The following is a 20005-nucleotide window of genomic DNA, read 5'->3' on the forward strand; positions in this document are numbered from 1 at the left end:
GTAATCCTCGGGCGCGAGGTCCCGCACGTCTCCCTGCAGATAAGCCGACGGTGGCCGCGGCCGCTGCGTCGATACGGTCGTTCTTACGCCGGCCACCGCGGGAAAGTGCGCGCACCCGACCATGAGGAACCCGGTCCCGTGATACTGCTCGGTGCCGATCCCCACAAGTCCACCCACGCCCCGGCCAGGTTGGTTCCGAAAGTCGGCGTACCGACTGTGGCTGTCCCTGTCGTCCGGGTTCGAGGTCGGCTCGACGGCGGTGGCGGGGCTGGTCGCTGCGGCAGAAACATCGACGACGCCCTCACCGCGGGCGGAGACGCCTCTGTTGAGTCAGACCGCGGACGGACGCCGGACCGGCGGCATACCCGGGAGAGCCGGCCCCGAAGAGCGGCAGACGGTTCACGAGTCCCCTGTACAAGTCGGCGGTTCACCCGTCGCCCCGTGCGGCGCGCTGCAGCTGATGCAGGTCAGGGGCCTGATTCCGGGTTGAGGCGGCGCATACCGGAGATAGCGATGGGTCAACAACTCGGACCATCGGTGCAACGGCATGCGTCAGCGCGGTATTGCCAAGCCAGGATCGCGCCAGTAACCTCACGCCCGTGAGGTTACGGCCGTGAGGTTGCTAAGGCTCCCGGTCACTGCAGGTACATCCAGCCGGTTTGGCCAAGGGAGACCGAAATGAAGATCGTTGATGTGTGCCCCGACCTGCGCATGGTGCTCGACGATGGGCCTGGGCAGGCCTACCTACTGCGCCGCGGGTCGAACGCGGTGCTGGTCGACACCGGCATCGCCGGGCAAGGCAAGGTCATCACCGAGGCGTTGCGTGGTTGGGGCCTGGACCGGGAGTCGCTGACCCACGTGGTCCTGACGCACTGGCATCCCGACCATGCCGGGTCGGCTGCCGAACTGGCCGCCTGGCCCAACGTTCGCGTCTGGGCACACCGCAACGATGCCCCGATCATCCGCGGCAGCAGTTACAGCTCGCTTCCCGCCCTCACCCACGCCGAGGAGGAGTTCTACGCCCACATCGCCGGCACCATCCCCGACGCCGCGCCTTCTCGTGTCGACCGCGAGCTCGACGACGACGAGATCCTCGAGGAGATCGACGCCCGCGTCCTGTCGACTCCCGGCCACACCGACGGCAGCATCGCCTTGCACTTCCCGAACGAGGCTGTCCTGTTCACCGGTGACATTGCCACCGAGCAAGGGGGCCAGGTCGTACTCGGGCCGTTCAACCTCGACCGGACACAGGCCCGTGAATCCTTCCGGCGCTTCGCGGACATCGACATCGACACCGTCTGCTTCGGCCACGGTCAGCCGCTACGCGGCGAGAGCACTACCTTGCTGCGCGAAGCGGCCACCGCCCACGAGGTCCCCGACCCTCTCGGCTGACCCGCGCTCCGCTCGCGCCGAACCGGCATCGGCGTAAGGTTACGGCCGTGAGTAGAGCGGCTGCCGGGAGCAGACAACGCAACCCCCGGGGTGCGGGGCAGGCCCTACGCGGTGACATCGTGTCGGCCGCCCGAGAGATCCTCATCGAGGACGGCTACGCGAGCTCGGTGAGCCTGCGTGGGCTGGCACGGCGGATCGGCATTGCACCCCAGTCGATCTACCTGCATTTCGCAGGCCCGGACGAGATCGTGCAGGCCGTCACCGTCGAGACCTTCGCCCAGCTAGGCCGCTTCATCGCGGATGCGAAGGAAGGAATTGAGGCACCCCGGGACCGGCTCATCGCCGGCTGCCGCGCCTACATGGCATTCGGACTTGACAACCCGAATCTGTACGGACTGCTCTTCCAGCGCAACCGGCTCCTTCGCGGAACGGAACCCCGCCCCACACCCGCGGACGCACCGGACTCCCGCAACCCCGACGCCGGGCCGTTCGCCTACCTCATGGAAAGCCTCCGACTCTGCGTCGCCGACGGATCCTCCGAGGTGACTGACGTCTTTTCCACCGCAACGCAGTTGTGGGCGGCCATGCACGGCTTTGTTCTGCTGCGCAACGGCTACCAGTTCCCCTGGCCGGACCTTGCCCGAGCCGAGGTTGAGCTCATCAGCTCCATCGCGAGACTCCGCAAGCCCGACTGACAACACCGCGGTTCTCATTCTCACCGTTTCAAAGCGCGTCCCCCTGGCCGTGCGGACGGTCCTGGCTTTCTGATGGCACCACCCCGGCCGGGTGGTGGAGAGGATCCCAGTGGCACGGCGGCGGTAATGGCGGCCAGGACCCGGTCCCGGGCCTGGGCGAAGACCGCCTCGCGCAGGACAAACAGCACGGCGTCCAGGCGCAGCGTCGCCAGGCCGTGGCGGTCTACCCAGACAGGCAGTGGGTCCCACGGATTGAGCTGTGTGCCGCCGGTGGCGCAGTTCAGGTGGGCCACGCCGGCCGCCGGCAGCCCGCGCCATACCGCAGCGGGCTCGCCGGTGAACGGCGCCACACCCTCCAGCGCGGTGGCGATGTGGTCGGCGAGGAGCATCCCGGCGCACTCCTGGGCGACCACCGGCAGGAGCGCATCGCGGCCGCGGAAGTGACGGTACGCCACGGCCGACGAGACGCCTGCGCTCCGCTGAACCTCACGCACCGACACAGCACCAGAGCCTCCCGCGCCTACCAGGTCGACCGCCTCGCAGCCCAGGCGATCGGCCAGGGGTTTGCGGATCGCGGCCGGCTCAGCCCCTTCGTCCGCCGATCCGGTCGACGCTGCTCACTCCTTCCGGCAGAGCGACGCAAGTAAGCACTGACAACAACACCTCGGAGGCCACCACCATGGACATCCACCCGATCAAGGACGGCATATCCACCGCCTACCTCGTCATCGACGACGGCACGGCGATGCTCGTGGACGCCGCCACCCCGGCTCTCGCGCCAAAGGTGCTCGCCAAGCTCACCGAGACCCACGCCAAGCTGCACCTGATCGTGCTGACGCATTTCCACTACGACCACGTCGGCGCTGCCGACGCCCTGCGCGAGGCCACCGGCGCCCGCGTAGCCATCCACCATGCCGATGCCGGCGCGCTGCGCGCCGGCGGCCAGCTGCACGTGACCCCGCGGCGACCCCTTGGCCGCGTACTGGCCCCCAGCGTCATGCGCGGGTTGAAAGCACCGGTCACCCCTGACTTCGAGCTGGACGACGATGAGGACCTCACCCAGCACGGCGGCATCGGCCGGTCCTTCTGGACCCCCGGCCACACCCCCGGCTCCACGAGCGTGCAACTGCCCACCGGCACTGTCCTGGCCGGGGACGCCTTCGGCGAGGCCCTTTTCCCGCGGCACGGCGCCGAACGCCCGCTGTTCGCCGACGACCTGGACACAGCCCGGCGAAGTCAGCTCGCCATCATCGACGCCGCCGGCGGCGACGTACGCGTCGCGCACTTCGGTCGCCTGCAGGAACGGTCACTGGCCAAACTGGCTCAGCGTCTGCGGAGCGCCAACACACAGCCGGCATGAGCCGCGCCCCTCCGACCAGGTGCTCCAGCCGGCAAACCCACCACATCGCCAAGACCACCCGGGCGATCTGCGACGTTCCTGGACGAGCACGGCCGGCAGTTCCGTCGGCGGCCCCCTGCTGTGGCCGGCCGAGGAGCCCTGGCCGACCTGTCCGGAACATGCGAGTCCCTGGCAGCACGGTGAGGCGCCGGACGATGTCCACGTCGGCCGGCGTGTCCTGCGCGAGGCCTGGGCCCGGCCGCGCGCCGAGGGCGCCGACCTGTTGACCGAGGAGGAGCGCGCGCTGGTCGACCGGGGGACCACGCCGTACCGGGCGGCCCTGGAAGGGCCGGTGGCGCTGGTGCCGGTCGCGCAGATACGTGCCGCGGATGTGCCGACGCTGCCCCGGCCCGAGGGCGCCGATCTGCTCCAGGTGCTGTGGTGCGCCTTCGACCATCCCGAGGACGACTACTCGCCGAGGGTCGAGCTGCGTTGGCGCCGGGCCGCCGATGTCGTGACCGCGCTCGCCGCTCCCCCGCGGCCCGCCGTCATCGGCAGCGACGACTATCTGCCCGAGCTACCCGGCCCCGCACGAGCTGCCTCAGGAGCTGGCGGACCGGATCCACGAGTGGGAGGAGGGCTTCGAGGGCGAGGACGAGGAGCCGGAGGTCTGCTATCAGTACGACCTGGCCGTCGCCCCGGGATGGAAGCTCGGGGGACACGCGCCCTGGAGTTTCTCCGACCCGTTCCCCATGGCCTGCGCCGAGTGCGGCGCCGGGGTGCGGCCCCTGCTCACGATCGACGGCACCGAGTGGGACGGTGGCAGCGGCAGCTGGGCCCCGGTGGAGGACGCGGGATACACCGGCTACCACTTCCTCGGACCGGCGCTGGACACGCAGATCACCATCGGGCGCGGCTACACCCTCCAGGTGTACGTGTGCGAGGCGTCGTACGACCATCCGCCCGTGCAGAACATGCAGTGAGGTCCTGCCGAAGCAGCAAAGAGGCCCGTACGACCGAAGTCGTACGGGCCTCCTCAGACCTGCCTGGTCAGCCCTTGCGGGCCGAGATCACTTGTTGATCTTGGTGACCTGGCCGGCGCCGACCGTGCGGCCACCCTCGCGGATGGCGAACTTCAGGCCCTCTTCCATGGCGACGGGCTGGATGAGCTCCACCTTCATCTCGGTGTTGTCACCCGGCATGACCATCTCGGTGCCCTCGGGGAGGGTCACGACGCCGGTCACGTCCGTCGTACGGAAGTAGAACTGCGGACGGTAGTTGTTGAAGAACGGCGTGTGGCGGCCACCCTCGTCCTTGGAGAGGATGTAGGCCTGCGCCTCGAACTCGGTGTGCGGCGTGACCGAGCCCGGCTTGATGATGACCTGGCCGCGCTCGACGTCCTCGCGCTTGATGCCACGGAGGAGCAGACCGACGTTCTCACCGGCCTGGCCCTCGTCGAGCAGCTTGCGGAACATCTCGATGCCGGTGACCGTGGTGGTGGTCTTCTCGGTCTTGATGCCGATGATGTCGACGGTCTCGTTGACCTTGAGGACACCACGCTCGATACGGCCGGTGACGACGGTGCCACGACCGGTGATCGTGAAGACGTCCTCGATCGGCATCAGGAACGGCTTGTCGACGTCACGCTCGGGCTGCGGGATGTTCTCGTCGACGGCGGTCATGAGGTCGAGCACGGACTGCGTCCACTCGGCGTCGCCCTCCAGCGCCTTCAGCGCGGAGACGCGGACGACCGGCAGGTCGTCGCCCGGGAACTCGTACTCGGAGAGGAGCTCACGGACCTCGAGCTCGACGAGCTCCATGATCTCCTCGTCGTCCACCATGTCGGCCTTGTTCAGGGCGACCACGATGTACGGAACGCCGACCTGGCGGGCCAGGAGCACGTGCTCCTTGGTCTGCGGCATCGGGCCGTCGGTGGCGGCCACGACCAGGATCGCGCCGTCCATCTGCGCGGCACCCGTGATCATGTTCTTGATGTAGTCCGCGTGACCGGGGCAGTCGACGTGCGCGTAGTGACGGGTCTCCGTCTGGTACTCGACGTGCGCGATGGAGATGGTGATACCGCGCTGACGCTCCTCGGGCGCCTTGTCGATGTTGTCGAACGCGGTCGCCTCGTTCAGGTCCGGGTACGCGTCGTGCAGCACCTTGGTAATGGCGGCCGTGAGGGTCGTCTTACCGTGGTCGATGTGACCGATGGTGCCGATGTTGACGTGCGGCTTAGTCCGCTCGAACTTCGCCTTCGCCACTGGGGTCCTCCTGTGGAGTGGTTCTGTACGCCTAGGTTCAATCGGCGCCAGGTGATCTTTGCTGTTGGGTCCCGGGCCCCGGGCCGTACCGCCGCGAATGCGGAGGAACGACCCGTGAGGCTCCGGGGTCAAGCCTAAGGCGTGTGTGTGCGCCGCGTTAAACGCGGTGCTTACTCGCCCTTGGCCTTCGCGATGATCTCCTCGGCGACGTTCCGCGGAACCTCGGCGTAGGAGTCGAACTGCATGGAGTAGCTGGCCCGGCCGGACGTCTTGCTGCGCAGGTCGCCGACGTAACCGAACATCTCCGAGAGGGGCACGAGGCCCTTCACGACGCGGGCACCGGCCCGCTCCTCCATGGCCTGGATCTGACCACGGCGGGAGTTGATGTCACCGATGACCTCACCCATGTAGTCCTCGGGCGTGGTGACCTCGACGGCCATCATCGGCTCAAGGAGCACGGGGGACGCCTTGCGCGCGGCCTCCTTGAAGGCCTGCGAGCCGGCGATCTTGAAGGCGAGCTCGGAGGAGTCGACCTCGTGGTAGGCACCGTCGTGCAGGATCACGCGGACACCGGTCATCTCGTAACCGGCGAGGATGCCGAACTGCATGGCCTCCTGCGCACCGGCGTCCACCGAAGGGATGTACTCCTTCGGGATACGGCCACCGGTCACCTTGTTCACGAACTCGTACGAGGTGTCGCCACCCTCGAGCGGCTCGATGCCGATCTGCACCTTCGCGAACTGACCGGTACCACCGGTCTGCTTCTTGTGGGTGTAGTCGACGCGCTCGACGGCCTTGCGGATCGTCTCGCGGTACGCCACCTGCGGCTTGCCGACGTTGGCCTCGACCTTGAACTCACGGCGCATACGGTCGACCAGCACCTCGAGGTGCAGCTCGCCCATGCCACCGATGATGGTCTGGCCGGTCTCCTCGTCCGAGTGGACCTGGAAGGACGGGTCCTCCTCGGCCAGGCGCTGGATCGCGACGCCCAGCTTCTCCTGGTCGCCCTTCGACTTGGGCTCGATGGCGACCTGGATGACCGGCGCCGGGAAGTCCATGGACTCCAGGATCACCGGGGCCTTGTCGTCGCACAGCGTCTCACCGGTCGTGGTCTGCTTGAGACCCATGACGGCGATGATGTCGCCGGCGCCCACCGAATCGATCTCCTCACGCTTGTTCGCGTGCATGCGGTAGATCTTGCCGATGCGCTCCTTCTTGCCCTTGACGGAGTTCAGCACGGCGGTGCCGGACTCCAGGCGGCCCGAGTAGACCCGGACGAAGGTGAGCTTGCCGAGGTGCGGGTCGCTCATGATCTTGAACGCCAGCGCGGACAGCGGCTCGTCGTCGGACGGCTTGCGCTTGACGACCTCCTCCGGGTCGTTCACGGCGTGGCCCTCGATGGCCTCGACGTCGAGCGGGGAGGGGAGGTAGCGCACGACCGCGTCGAGCAGGGGCTGAACGCCCTTGTTCTTGAACGCGGTACCGCAGAACACCGGGGTGACGGTGGTGCCGTCGGACTTGCCGGACGCGATGGTGATACGACGGATCGCGGCGTACAGCTGCTCCTCGGAGGGCTCCTCGCCCTCCAGGTACAGCTCCATGATCTCTTCGTCGTTCTCGGCCACGGCCTCGAGCAGCTTGCCGCGGTACTCCTCGGCAGCCTCGGTGTGGGTGGCCGGGATGTCGACGACGTCGTACATCTCGCCCTTGGTGGCCTCGGCGGACCACACGAGCGCCTTCATGCGGACGAGGTCCACGACGCCCTGGAAGTCGGCCTCGGCACCGATCGGGAGCTGCATGACGATCGGCTGAGCGCCCAGGCGGTCAGAGATCATGTCGACGCAGCGGTGGAACTCGGCACCGGTCCGGTCGAGCTTGTTGACGAAGCAGATGCGCGGAACGCCGTAGCGGTCCGCCTGACGCCACACCGTCTCGGACTGCGGCTCGACACCGGCGACGCCGTCGAACACCGTCACGGCACCGTCGAGCACGCGCAGCGAACGCTCCACCTCGACGGTGAAGTCGACGTGGCCCGGGGTGTCGATGATGTTGATGGTGTGGTCGACGTCTTCCAGCGGCCAGTGACAGGTGGTGGCAGCAGAGGTGATCGTGATGCCACGCTCCTGCTCCTGCTCCATCCAGTCCATGGTGGCAGCGCCGTCGTGGACCTCACCGATCTTGTACGACACACCGGTGTAGAACAGGATCCGCTCGGTGGTGGTCGTCTTGCCCGCGTCGATGTGGGCCATGATCCCGATGTTGCGGACCTTGGCCAGGTCAAGTGAAGTGGTAGCCATAAGGCTTCGGTCTTCTCTCGGTCTCGATGGGGGTAGCGACTACCAGCGGTAGTGCGCGAAGGCCTTGTTGGACTCGGCCATCTTGTGCGTGTCCTCGCGCTTCTTGACGGCCGCACCGAGGCCGTTCGAAGCGTCGAGAAGCTCGTTGAGCAGACGCTCGGTCATGGTCTTCTCGCGACGGGCGCGGGAGTAGCCGACCAGCCAGCGCAGCGCCAGGGTGTTGGCGCGGCCGGGCTTGACCTCGACCGGCACCTGGTAGGTGGCGCCACCGACACGGCGGGACTTGACCTCAAGCGTGGGCTTGATGTTCTCCAGCGCGCGCTTGAGCGTGATGACCGGGTCGTTGCTGGTCTTCTCGCGCAGGCCCTCCATGGCGCCGTACACGATGCGCTCGGCGGTGGAGCGCTTGCCGTTCAGCAGCACCTTGTTGATGAGCGACGTGACAAGAGGAGAACCGTAGACCGGGTCGATGATGACCGGGCGCTTCGGGGCAGGGCCCTTACGAGGCATTCTTACTTCTCCTTCTTGGCGCCGTAGCGGCTGCGGGCCTGCTTGCGGTTCTTGACACCCTGGGTGTCGAGCGAGCCGCGGATGATCTTGTAGCGAACACCGGGCAGGTCCTTCACACGGCCGCCACGCACGAGCACGATGGAGTGCTCCTGCAGGTTGTGTCCCTCACCCGGAATGTAAGCAGTGACCTCGATGCCGCTGGTCAGACGCACACGCGCGACCTTACGCAGGGCCGAGTTCGGCTTCTTCGGGGTGGTCGTGAACACGCGCGTGCAGACGCCACGGCGCTGAGGGGAACCCTCGAGTGCGGGCGTCTTGTTCTTCTCGACCTTGTCCTGCCGGCCCTTACGGACCAGCTGCTGGATCGTAGGCACTACTTCTCCGGTTTCTGTGTGCCGAATGGTGAAGCTAACCTGGAACATCGCCGACCCACGCGGTCGGGTGTGTCGGATTCCGCGAACTCCTGCCGCGAGGCAGAAGGGAGCGCGGATCGCGGTGGCCACTTCGTCACTCCGGTGCGGTTTGAAGGCACGCACGAGGGTCAGGGCACACCCCAGGCACAAGGTCTGAGCGTACCTAGCGCAATCACTCCGGTCAAAACAAAAGAAGGGGGACCGGTTGCGGGGGACCTGAACTGGGGTTTTGGGCCGCCCTCCGATATACCACGAAGACGAACGACACGCGAACGGAGAGCGGCGCACGTTGACGCCGATCGGATTCACGGCTGTGCGACGCTGATCAGATCTTCTGATCGCAGGCCCCACCGGGCGCTCCGTCAGGAGCACGGGGAACCGCGCGATCAACCACGACGCGCAGCCGCCGGAAGACCGCTCGCGGCACGTCCTACGGCGTTCCTCAGGGGGCAGCACACTCATGAGCACAGCTCAGAGCAACACCGCGCCGGGCATCGCAAGACCGCCGAGGCCCCTCCGCCTCCCCCCGGCCGCCCGCCCCTACCTCCCGCCCCTCGCCCTCTACGGCGCCGCCAAGCTCACCGGCCTCCTCGTCTTCGCCTGGCTGCTGACGTCCGCCGGCGACTACCGGCACAAGGATCCCCGCTTCGGCGGCGGCGCCCACTGGTGGGACGTCCTGTCCACCTGGGACGGCTGGTGGTACCTCCAGGTCGCGCAGAAGGGCTACCACCCCGAGGCTCTCCGGCCCCTCGCCCCCGGCGGTCAGTTCAGCGCCGAGCAGAACTCGGTCGCGTTCTTCCCCCTCTACCCCGGTCTGGTCCGGGCGGTCTCGGAGATCACCGGCATCGGCCTCTACGGCTCCGCGATCCTCGTCTCGGTCCTCTGTTCCTTCGTCGCGGCGGCCGGCATCCACGCGGTGGTCTCGCTGCTCGCCGGCGCCCGGGCCGGCACCGTCGCGGCCGGCCTGTGGGCCGTGGCCCCCGCCGCCGGCGTCGAGTGGGCGGTCTACACGGAGTCCCTGTTCGTGGCGATCGCGGCCTGGGCCTGCCACGCCGTGCTGAGACGCCGCTGGGTGGCGGCCGGCCTGCTCGCCTTCCTGTCCGGCCTGAGCCGCCCCACGGCGGCCGTGCTGATCGGCGCGGTCTGCCTGGCGGCCCTGGTCACGCTGCTGCGCGCGGACAGCAGGCGCGAGCTGGGCGTCGCGGCCCCGCTGTACGCGGCGGTCGCCGCGCCCCTCGGCCTGCTCACCTACATCGCCTGGGTCGGCTGGTCGATGGGCAGCCCGGGCGCGTACTTCTCGCTCCAGCGCCAGGCCTGGGCGCACTACTTCGACTTCGGCGCGTACACCCTGGACGTACTGCGGAACGTGGCCGTGGGGCACGGCGACTACCTCTTCGCCTACTCGGTCCCGGACCTGATCGCCGTGCAGGTGGTGGTGGCACTGCCGTTCCTCGTCGCGCTCCTGCTCCGCAAACGGCCACCGCTGGTGCTGACGGCGTACACCCTCGCCTCGATCGTGACGATCCTCGGCACCCAGCAGATGTTCGGCAACACCCCGCGCTACCTGCTCCCCGTCTTCCCGCTGCTGCTGGCTCCGGCGGCGGCGATGGCGCGGTTGAGGTGGCCGAGCCTGCTGGTGTTCTTCTCGACGGCGGCGGTGGCTTCGGGATGGTACGCGCACTACGTGATCTTCGAGTTGGGGATTCCGTAGCGGCTTGGGGATTCCGTAGCGGCGCGGCGACACGGCGAGCGAAGAACACCACTCTCGAACGAATATCTCCCGCCCGGACCCGGAATACCGGACCAGCCGTCGAACCCTGCCTCGGCCCCCGGTAATTCGGTACGGCATCCGTTCGGGAGTTCAAGGCGGATCCATGACCACCTGACCGGACCGGGATGTGACGACACCGGATTCTTTTCATCGATACCACCAGACTTACACCTCCGGCCGCAGCACGGCCGACGGACCGGCACGTGCGGTTCCGCCGACTCCCCGGAGATCGTGCCAGGTCACAGGCACCGCGGACCGCCGCGGTCGGCCACCTCTCGGGACATGGGAACGGCTGCGACTGAAGAAAGGAAAACAACAAAGCAGCGAAAGAATCACTGGATCGCGTTTATTCAATTTTCGCGACTGGCCACCAAGGACTGGACAGCCGGCGATGGTGCTGCCCTCCCGGAGGTCGAATGCCGAGTCGGTTTCCCGCCGGCTTCCGGCGCCGGCGACCGCAATGCTCGACGTCATGAAACGACTTGAGGGAAACGTGGCGTTGGTCACGGGTGGTGGCCGGGGCATCGGCGCTGCCGTGGCGTTACGGCTGGCCGAAGAAGGCGCCGACGTCGTCCTGACCTACGAGAACGGCACGGAACGTGCCGCCCGGGTGGTGGAGCAGGTCAAGGCCAGAGGGTGCCGGGCACTGGCCGTCCAGGCCGACAGCGCCGTCCCTGAGGCACTCTCCGCCGCGGTGGACGAGGCCGCCTCGGCCTTCGGCGGACTCGACATCCTGGTCAACAACGCCGGCGTTTTTCCTCGTCGGCCCACTCGAGGACCTGGGGGCCGCGGAGATCGACCGCACCCTCGCGGTGAACGTCCGGGCACCGTTCACGGCCTCCCAGGCGGCGGTTCGGCACATGCACCGGGGCGGCCGCATCATCAGCATCGGCAGCAACGTCGCCGAGCGCGCGGTCTTCCCCGGGCTGGCGTTGTACTGCATGAGCAAGACGGCTCTGGTCGGGATGACGAAGGGCCTGGCCCGAGAACTCGGTCCGCGTGGCATCACCGTCAACCTGGTGCATCCCGGCCCCACCGACACGGAGACCAACCCGGCTGACGGGCCGGACGCCGAGGCGATCGCCGGATTCACGGCGGTGGGCCGCTACGCGGAAGCGGCCGAGATCGCGGCCACCGTCGCCCACCTGGCAAGCGTGGACGGCGCCTACATCACCGGAGCCTCGATCCACGTGGACGGCGGCTTCACCGCCTGACACGCGAGCCCGGTGCGCGACCACGCCCGCCGTGACGGCGCTGGAGCTGACCGCTCGCCGGCACAACGCCGAAGGGCGGTCACCCCATACGAAACGGGGTGACCGCCCTTCAGAACCAACTACTACTGGTTGTACGGACCGTAGTCGTAGTCCTCCAGCGGGACGGCCTGGCCGGAGCCGGTGCCGAACGGCGAGTAGTCGATGTCGTCGTAGCCGACGGCCGAGTACATCGCGGCCTTCGCCTCCTCGGTCGGCTCGACCCGGATGTTGCGGTAGCGGGACAGACCCGTACCGGCCGGGATGAGCTTACCGATGATGACGTTCTCCTTGAGGCCGATGAGGCTGTCGGACTTGGCGTTGATCGCCGCGTCCGTCAGGACTCGGGTCGTCTCCTGGAAGGAGGCGGCCGACAGCCAGGACTCCGTCGCCAGCGAGGCCTTGGTGATACCCATGAGCTGCGGACGACCCGAAGCCGGGTGACCGCCCTCCTGGACCACACGACGGTTCTCGTGCTCGAACTTCGAGCGCTCGACCAGCTCGCCGGGCAGCAGCTCGGCGTCGCCGGACTCGATGATCGTCACGCGGCGCAGCATCTGCCGGATGATGATCTCGATGTGCTTGTCGTGGATCGACACGCCCTGCGAGTTGTACACCTTCTGGACCTCGCCGACCAGGTGGACCTGGACGGCACGCTGACCCAGGATGCGCAGCACGTCGTGCGGGTTGGTGGCACCCACGGTGAGCTTCTGGCCCACCTCGACGTGCTCGCCCTCGCTGACCAGGAGACGGGCACGCTTCGAGATGGGGTAGGCCATCTCGTCGCTGCCGTCGTCCGGGGTGACGACGATCTTCTTGGTCTTCTCGGTCTCCTCGATCCGCACGCGGCCCTGGGCCTCGGAGATCGGGGCGACACCCTTCGGGGTACGGGCCTCGAAGAGCTCGACGACACGCGGCAGACCCTGGGTGATGTCGTCACCGGCCACACCACCGGTGTGGAAGGTACGCATCGTCAGCTGGGTACCGGGCTCACCGATGGACTGGGCGGCGATGATGCCGACCGCCTCACCGATGTCGACCAGCTTGCCGGTGGCCAGCGAGCGGCCGTAGCACATGGCGCAGGTGCCGACGGCGGACTCACAGGTCAGGACCGAGCGGGTCTTGACCTCCGAGACGCCGCGGGCGACCAGTTCGTCGATGAGCACGTCGCCGAGGTCGGTGTTGGCCGGAGCCAGCACCACGCCGTCCACGACGATGTCCTCGGCCAGCGCACGTGCGTACACGCTGGTCTCGACGTTGTCCGCCTTGCGCAGCACGCCGTCCGCGCCGACCTCCGCGATGTGCAGCTTGAGGCCGCGCTCGGTGCCGCAGTCCTCCTCGCGGATGATGACGTCCTGGGAGACGTCGACCAGACGACGGGTGAGGTAACCCGAGTCGGCGGTACGCAGGGCGGTGTCCGCCAGACCCTTACGGGCACCGTGCGTGGAGATGAAGTACTCCAGCACGGACAGACCCTCACGGAACGACGCCTTGATCGGACGCGGGATCGTCTCGTTCTTCGCGTTCGACACCAGACCACGCATACCGGCGATCTGACGCATCTGCATCATGTTGCCTCGTGCACCCGAGTTCACCATCATGAAGATCGGGTTGGTCTTCGGGAAGTTGTCGTTCATCGCCTCGGCGACCTCGTTGGTCGCCTGGGTCCAGATCTGGATGAGCTCCTGCGTGCGCTCGTCCTTGGTGATCAGACCGCGCTCGTACTGCTTCTGGACCTTCTCGTCCTTGGCCTCGTACCCGGCGACGATCGCCTTCTTCGCCTCGGGCACGACGACGTCGGAGATGGCGACGGTGACGCCGGAACGGGTCGCCCAGTAGAAGCCGGACGCCTTCAGGTTGTCGAGCGTCGCCGCCACGATGACCTTCGGGTACCGCTCGGCGAGGTCGTTGACGATCTCGGAGAGCTGCTTCTTGCCGACCTCGTAGTCGACGAACGGGTAGTCCTCCGGCAGCAGCTCGTTGAAGAGCGCACGGCCGAGCGTGGTCCTCAGACGGAAGCTGTCACCGGTCTGGTACTCCGGCTCGCCCTCTTCGGCGGCCGGCGGGGTCCAGCCGCGCGGCGGGATGGTGCCCACCGGGAAGCGGATGTCGATCTTCGACTGGAGCGAGAGCTCGCCGGCGTCGAAGGCCATGATCGCCTCGGCCGCCGAGCCGAACGCACGGCCCTCGCCCTTGACGTCGCGCATCTCGCTGTCGGTCGTCAGGAAGAACAGACCGAGGACCATGTCCTGGGTCGGCATCGTCACCGGACGGCCGTCGGCGGGCTTGAGGATGTTGTTCGAGGACAGCATCAGGATGCGGGCCTCGGCCTGCGCCTCCGCGGACAGCGGCAGGTGCACGGCCATCTGGTCACCGTCGAAGTCCGCGTTGAACGCGGTGCAGACGAGCGGGTGGATCTGGATGGCCTTGCCCTCGACCAGCTGCGGCTCGAAGGCCTGGATGCCGAGGCGGTGCAGGGTGGGCGCACGGTTCAGCAGCACCGGGTGCTCGGCGATGACCTCTTCGAGGACGTCGTACACGACGGTGCGGCCGCGCTCCACCATGCGCTTGGCGGACTTGATGTTCTGCGCGTGGTTCAGGTCGACCAGGCGCTTCATCACGAACGGCTTGAAGAGCTCCAGCGCCATGGCCTTGGGCAGACCGCACTGGTGCAGCTTCAGCTGCGGGCCGACGACGATGACGGAACGCGCCGAGTAGTCGACTCGCTTGCCGAGCAGGTTCTGACGGAAACGACCCTGCTTGCCCTTGAGCATGTCGCTCAGGGACTTCAGCGGGCGGTTGCCGGGACCGGTGACCGGGCGACCACGACGACCGTTGTCGAAGAGGGCGTCCACGGCCTCCTGGAGCATGCGCTTCTCGTTGTTCACGATGATCTCGGGCGCGCCGAGGTCGAGAAGCCGCTTCAGGCGGTTGTTGCGGTTGATCACACGGCGGTACAGGTCGTTCAGGTCGGAGGTCGCGAAGCGGCCACCGTCCAGCTGCACCATCGGGCGGAGGTCCGGCGGGATGACCGGCACGCAGTCGAGCACCATGCCCTTGGGGCTGTTGCTGGTCTGCAGGAACGCGGAGACGACCTTCAGGCGCTTGAGCGCACGGGTCTTCTTCTGGCCCTTGCCGGTACGGATGATCTCGCGGAGCTTCTCGGCCTCCTCGTCGAGGTCGAAGGACTCCAGGCGCTTCTGCAGCGCCGCGGCACCCATCGAACCGTCGAAGTACGTGCCGAAGCGGTCCCGCAGCTCGCGGTAGAGGAGCTCGTCGCCCTCCAGGTCCTGGACCTTGAGGTTCTTGAACCGGGTCCACACCTCGTCGAGGCGGTCGATCTCGCGCTGCGAACGGTCGCGCAGCTGCTTCATCTCACGCTCGGCACCCTCGCGCACCTTGCGGCGCACGTCCGCCTTGGCGCCCTCGGCCTCGAGCTCGGCCAGGTCGCTTTCCAGCTTCTTGGCGCGGGCCTCCAGGTCGGCGTCGCGGCGGTTCTCGATCTGCTGGCGCTCCACGGAGACGTGCGCCTCCAGGGAGGGCAGGTCGCGGGTACGGCGCTCCTCGTCGACGAACGTGATCATGTACGCCGCGAAGTAGATGACCTTCTCGAGGTCCTTGGGCGCCAGGTCCAGCAGGTAGCCGAGGCGCGACGGGACACCCTTGAAGTACCAGATGTGCGTGACGGGCGCGGCAAGCTCGATGTGGCCCATCCGCTCACGGCGCACCTTGGCGCGGGTCACCTCGACGCCGCAGCGCTCGCAGATGATGCCCTTGAAGCGGACACGCTTGTACTTGCCGCAGTAGCACTCCCAGTCCCGGGTGGGGCCGAAGATCTTCTCGCAGAAGAGCCCGTCCTTTTCCGGCTTGAGGGTGCGGTAGTTGATCGTCTCGGGCTTCTTGACCTCGCCGTGGCTCCACTGACGGATGTCGTCAGCCGTGGCCAGGCCGATCCGGAGCTCATCGAAGAAGTTGACGTCGAGCACTATGCGTCAATCCCTCTCAGGGTTGTAAGTCTGTGGTCTGAAACGGGGGCCTGGGGGTCGGCGGGGCCCTGATGGCTCAGGGCCCGCCGGACTCCCGTCAGACCTCTTCGACGCTGCTCGGCTCGCGCCGGGACAGGTCGATGCCGAGCTCCTCCGCCGCGCGGAAGACGTCCTCGTCGGTGTCACGCATCTCGATGGACATACCGTCGCTGGACAGCACCTCCACGTTCAGGCAGAGCGACTGCATCTCCTTGATGAGCACCTTGAAGGACTCGGGGATGCCGGGCTCGGGAATGTTCTCGCCCTTGACGATGGCCTCGTAGACCTTCACGCGGCCGGTGACGTCGTCGGACTTGATGGTCAGCAGCTCCTGGAGGGCGTACGCGGCGCCATAAGCCTCCAGCGCCCACACCTCCATCTCGCCGAACCGCTGGCCACCGAACTGGGCCTTACCACCCAGCGGCTGCTGGGTGATCATCGAGTACGGGCCGGTCGAACGAGCGTGCAGCTTGTCGTCGACCAGGTGGTGCAGCTTCAGGATGTACATGTAGCCGATGGAGATCGGGTCCGGGAACGGCTCACCGGAGCGGCCGTCGAACAGCCGCGCCTTGCCGGTCGGCTGCACCAGGCGGTCGCCGTCGCGGTTCGGGATGGTGTGCTGCAGCAGACCCGCCAGCTCGTCCTCGCGGGCACCGTCGAAGACCGGGGTCGCGACGTTGGTGCGCGGGGCGACCTGGTCCGCGCCGATGGCCTGGAGCCGCTGGGCCCAGTCGTCGGCGAGACCGGAGACGTCCCAGCCGCGGCTGGCGAGCCAGCCGAGGTGGATCTCCAGGACCTGTCCCGGGTTCATTCGGGACGGCACACCCAGCGGGTTGAGGATGATGTCGACCGGGGTGCCGTCCTCCAGGAACGGCATGTCCTCGATCGGCAGGATCTTGGAGATGACACCCTTGTTGCCGTGCCGGCCGGCGAGCTTGTCACCGTCGGTGATCTTGCGCTTCTGCGCGACGTAGACGCGGACCAGCTGGTTCACGCCCGGCGGCAGCTCGTCGCCCTCCTCGCGGTCGAAGACGCGCACACCGATGACCTTGCCGGTCTCGCCGTGCGGCACCTTCAGCGAGGTGTCACGGACCTCACGGGCCTTCTCACCGAAGATCGCGCGCAGCAGGCGCTCCTCCGGCGTCAGCTCGGTCTCGCCCTTCGGGGTGACCTTGCCGACCAGGATGTCGCCGGCGATGACCTCGGCGCCGATGCGGATGATGCCGCGCTCGTCGAGGTCGGCGAGGACCTCCTCGGAGACGTTCGGGATGTCCCGGGTGATCTCCTCGGGGCCGAGCTTGGTGTCACGGGCGTCGACCTCGTGCTCCTCGATGTGGATCGAGGAGAGGACGTCGTCCTGCACGAGGCGCTGCGACAGGATGATCGCGTCCTCGTAGTTGTGACCCTCCCACGGCATGAACGCCACGAGCAGGTTCTTGCCGAGCGCCATCTCGCCGTTCTGGGTGGCGGGACCGTCGGCGAGGACCTGGCCCTCGACGACCCGGTCGCCCTCCAGCACGATGACCTTCTGGTTGACCGAGGTGCCCTGGTTGGACCGGGCGAACTTGGCCAGACGGTAGGTGATGTACGTGCCGTCGTCGTTGGCGGTGGTGATGTAGTCCGCGGAGACCTCCTGGACCACACCCGCCTTCTCGGCCTTGACCACGTCGCCGGCGTCGACCGCGGAGCGGTACTCCATGCCGGTGCCGACGAGCGGGGACTCGCTCTTGATCAGCGGCACGGCCTGGCGCATCATGTTCGCGCCCATGAGGGCACGGTTGGCGTCGTCGTGCTCGAGGAACGGGATCATGGCGGTCGCCACCGACACCATCTGGCGCGGCGAGACGTCCATGTAGTCCACGTCGTCACCGGCGACGTAGTCGACCTCGCCGCCACGGCGGCGGACCAGCACGCGGGCCTCGGAGAAGCGCATGTCGTCGTTGAGGCCGGCGTTGGCCTGCGCGATGACGAAGCGGTCCTCCTCGTCGGCGGTCAGGTAGTCCACCTCGTCGGTGACCTGGCCGTCGACGACCTTGCGGTACGGGGTCTCGACGAAACCGAACGCGTTGACCCGGCCGTAGGAGGCGAGCGAGCCGATCAGGCCGATGTTCGGGCCTTCGGGGGTCTCGATCGGGCACATGCGGCCGTAGTGCGACGGGTGCACGTCACGGACCTCGAAGCCGGCCCGCTCACGGGAGAGACCACCCGGGCCAAGAGCCGACAGACGGCGCTTGTGGGTGAGACCCGACAGCGGGTTGTTCTGGTCCATGAACTGGGACAGCTGGCTGGTGCCGAAGAACTCCTTGATGGAGGCGACGACCGGCCGGATGTTGATCAGGGTCTGCGGCGTGATCGCCTCGACGTCCTGGGTGGTCATGCGCTCGCGGACGACGCGCTCCATACGGGCCAGACCGGTACGGACCTGGTTCTGGATGAGCTCGCCGACGCTGCGCAGACGACGGTTGCCGAAGTGGTCGATGTCGTCGGTCTCGACGACGATCGTGCCACCGCTGTCGCCGACCGTCTCGGTCTCGCCCGCGTGCAGCTTGACCAGGTACTTGATCGTCGAGATGACGTCCTCGACGGTCAGCACACCGGCGTCCAGCGGGGCGTCCGCGCCCAGCTTCTTGTTGACCTTGTAGCGGCCGACCTTCGCGAGGTCGTAGCGCTTCGGGTTGAAGTAGAGGTTCTCGAGCAGCGTCTGCGCGGCCTCACGCGTGGGGGGCTCGCCCGGACGCAGCTTGCGGTAGATGTCGAGCAGCGCGTCGTCCTGGCCCTGGGTGTGGTCCTTCTCCAGGGTGGCGCGCATCGACTCGTACTCGCCGAACTCCTCGAGGATCTGCTCGGTGGTCCAGCCGAGCGCCTTGAGGAGGACGGTCACGGACTGCTTGCGCTTGCGGTCGATGCGGACACCGACCATGTCGCGCTTGTCGATCTCCATCTCCAGCCAGGCACCCCGGGACGGGATGATCTTGGCGGAGAAGATGTCCTTGTCGGACGTCTTGTCGATCGACGAGTCGAAGTAGACACCGGGCGAACGGACCAGCTGCGACACCACGACACGCTCGGTGCCGTTGATGACGAAGGTGCCCTTGTTCGTCATGAGCGGGAAGTCGCCCATGAAGACCGTCTGAGACTTGATCTCACCGGTCTCGTTGTTGGTGAACTCGGCCGTGACGAAGAGCGGGGCGGCGTACGTGAAGTCGCGCTCCTTGCACTCGTCGATGCTGTTCTTCGGCGGCTCGAAGCGGTGGTCGCGGAACGTCAGCGACATCGACCCGGAGAAGTCCTCGATCGGAGAGATCTCCTCGAAGATCTCCTCCAGACCGGACTTGGTGGGGACGTCCTGACCGGACTCCAGAGCCTCCTCGACCCGACTCTGCCAGGCGGTGTTGCCGAGCAGCCAGTCAAAGCTCTCGGTCTGCAGCGCGAGCAGGTTGGGAACCTCGAGAGGCTCCTTGATCTTTGCAAAAGAGATGCGCAGCGGGGCGGTGCTGGCGCCGTTGTTCGTATTCGCGTTCGAGGCAGTGCGCGAGGCGGCCAAGAGGGGGTCCTTCCGAGGGCTCGGACTCACTACGCGCTCCCCGGTCCCTTCCCGGACGCAGAGACGGAAACCCCAGTTCAGAGGAGGTTCGGTCGTCGGCATTCGAGTGAGGGCAGACCCCTGGTGACGGGCAGGGGAAGGCTAACAGGCAGCGCAAAGGGTCAGTGTAGCCACTTGGCACACTGATGTCCAGTCCCCATTTTCTGAGACCCTCTTCACCGTCAACGCCTGCGTCATGCCTGCCCTCAACGCACGTTGATACTGCCCTCTTCGTCGCCGATCCATGCCTCGGATTCGGACCGTTCTGGCGACGCGTCCTGAGAATTGCGCGCTGCGTGCGGTTCGTCAAGGCCCCCCTGCGCAAACCCGGTGCGCCCGGTGACACGACGAAGATCACCATACCTCCCGCCGGGGCGGGTGCAAGGCAACCGTGGTCGGCCTTCCAGGAACGCCGAAGAGCGACCACCCGGATGGATGATCGCTCTTCGCGGTCTGCGCGTTACAG

General features: G+C 67.3%; 12 protein-coding genes and 1 pseudogene. 6 read left to right on the plus strand and 7 right to left on the minus strand.

The annotated features are described in order from the left end of the window. The first annotated feature begins 678 nt into the window (after positions 1–678). Both BLW82_RS17370 and BLW82_RS17375 read left to right on the plus strand, forming a co-directional pair. Positions 679–1392, plus strand: coding sequence for an MBL fold metallo-hydrolase (locus BLW82_RS17370; RefSeq protein ID WP_218162373.1), 714 nt, complete (start codon positions 679–681; stop codon positions 1390–1392). Between the two features lie 119 nt (positions 1393–1511). Next, positions 1512–2087: a TetR/AcrR family transcriptional regulator gene (locus tag BLW82_RS17375; RefSeq protein WP_143063675.1), complete on the plus strand. Its 576-nt coding sequence runs from the start codon at positions 1512–1514 to the stop codon at positions 2085–2087. A 20-nt stretch (positions 2088–2107) separates the two neighbouring features. On the opposite strand, the gene BLW82_RS17380 is transcribed toward BLW82_RS17375, so the two are convergent. Then, a complete protein-coding gene (locus BLW82_RS17380; RefSeq protein ID WP_371131496.1) occupies positions 2108–2659 on the minus strand; it encodes a helix-turn-helix domain-containing protein in 552 nt (183 codons plus the stop codon). 107 nt (positions 2660–2766) lie between these two features. Here BLW82_RS17380 and BLW82_RS17385 point away from each other — a divergent pair, with 107 nt between their 5' ends. Both BLW82_RS17385 and BLW82_RS17390 read left to right on the plus strand, forming a co-directional pair. Further along, positions 2767–3447 carry an MBL fold metallo-hydrolase gene (locus BLW82_RS17385; protein ID WP_093499663.1) on the plus strand — a complete coding sequence of 227 codons (681 nt, stop codon included), beginning with the start codon at positions 2767–2769 and terminating at the stop codon, positions 3445–3447. A gap of 731 nt (positions 3448–4178) precedes the next feature. Then, a complete protein-coding gene (locus BLW82_RS17390) occupies positions 4179–4409 on the plus strand; it encodes a hypothetical protein (protein ID WP_093499664.1) in 231 nt (76 codons plus the stop codon). A gap of 87 nt (positions 4410–4496) precedes the next feature. Here BLW82_RS17390 and tuf read toward each other — a convergent pair whose 3' ends face one another. The 4 genes from tuf to rpsL form a co-directional block, all read right to left on the minus strand. Further along, positions 4497–5690 (minus strand): elongation factor Tu, encoded by a 1194-nt coding sequence (gene tuf / locus BLW82_RS17395; protein ID WP_093499665.1) that lies wholly within the window; start codon positions 5688–5690, stop codon positions 4497–4499. Positions 5691–5860: 170 nt separating this feature from the next. Next, positions 5861–7987: an elongation factor G gene (fusA, locus tag BLW82_RS17400; protein WP_093499666.1), complete on the minus strand. Its 2127-nt coding sequence runs from the start codon at positions 7985–7987 to the stop codon at positions 5861–5863. A 39-nt stretch (positions 7988–8026) separates the two neighbouring features. After that, positions 8027–8497, minus strand: a complete 471-nt coding sequence (gene rpsG / locus BLW82_RS17405) for a 30S ribosomal protein S7 (RefSeq protein ID WP_007384059.1) — start codon at positions 8495–8497, stop codon at positions 8027–8029. Positions 8498–8499: 2 nt separating this feature from the next. Beyond that, complete coding sequence (rpsL, locus tag BLW82_RS17410; protein ID WP_003948652.1) at positions 8500–8871, minus strand: 30S ribosomal protein S12; 372 nt, start codon at positions 8869–8871, stop codon at positions 8500–8502. A gap of 499 nt (positions 8872–9370) precedes the next feature. Here rpsL and BLW82_RS17415 point away from each other — a divergent pair, with 499 nt between their 5' ends. Together BLW82_RS17415 and BLW82_RS17420 are read left to right on the plus strand one after the other, a co-directional pair. Next, entirely contained in the window at positions 9371–10621 is a 1251-nt protein-coding gene (locus BLW82_RS17415; protein ID WP_093499667.1) for a glycosyltransferase family protein, read from the plus strand. A 532-nt stretch (positions 10622–11153) separates the two neighbouring features. After that, positions 11154–11895 (plus strand): annotated as a pseudogene (locus BLW82_RS17420) (SDR family NAD(P)-dependent oxidoreductase). Between the two features lie 122 nt (positions 11896–12017). Here BLW82_RS17420 and BLW82_RS17425 read toward each other — a convergent pair. After that, the gene (locus tag BLW82_RS17425; protein ID WP_093499668.1) at positions 12018–15917 is read right to left on the minus strand and encodes a DNA-directed RNA polymerase subunit beta'; all 3900 of its coding nucleotides are present in this window, start codon (positions 15915–15917) and stop codon (positions 12018–12020) included. Between the two features lie 97 nt (positions 15918–16014). Next, the gene (gene rpoB / locus BLW82_RS17430) at positions 16015–19500 is read right to left on the minus strand and encodes a DNA-directed RNA polymerase subunit beta (RefSeq protein ID WP_093499669.1); all 3486 of its coding nucleotides are present in this window, start codon (positions 19498–19500) and stop codon (positions 16015–16017) included. Positions 19501–20005 lie beyond the last annotated feature (505 nt).

Origin of the sequence: Streptomyces sp. Ag109_O5-10, assembly GCF_900105755.1 — a bacterium.
Taxonomy (GTDB): Bacteria; Actinomycetota; Actinomycetes; order Streptomycetales; family Streptomycetaceae; genus Streptomyces.

Bases quoted from the DNA above. Each gene is read 5' to 3' on its own strand.
- BLW82_RS17385 (WP_093499663.1), top strand. From the start codon at position 2,767: ATGGACATCCACCCGATCAAGGACGGCATATCCACCGCCTACCTCGTC.
- rpsG (WP_007384059.1), bottom strand. From the start codon at position 8,497: ATGCCTCGTAAGGGCCCTGCCCCGAAGCGCCCGGTCATCATCGACCCG.
- BLW82_RS17370 (WP_218162373.1), top strand. From the start codon at position 679: ATGAAGATCGTTGATGTGTGCCCCGACCTGCGCATGGTGCTCGACGAT.
- BLW82_RS17390 (WP_093499664.1), top strand. From the start codon at position 4,179: ATGGCCTGCGCCGAGTGCGGCGCCGGGGTGCGGCCCCTGCTCACGATC.
- BLW82_RS17415 (WP_093499667.1), top strand. From the start codon at position 9,371: ATGAGCACAGCTCAGAGCAACACCGCGCCGGGCATCGCAAGACCGCCG.
- fusA (WP_093499666.1), bottom strand. From the start codon at position 7,987: ATGGCTACCACTTCACTTGACCTGGCCAAGGTCCGCAACATCGGGATC.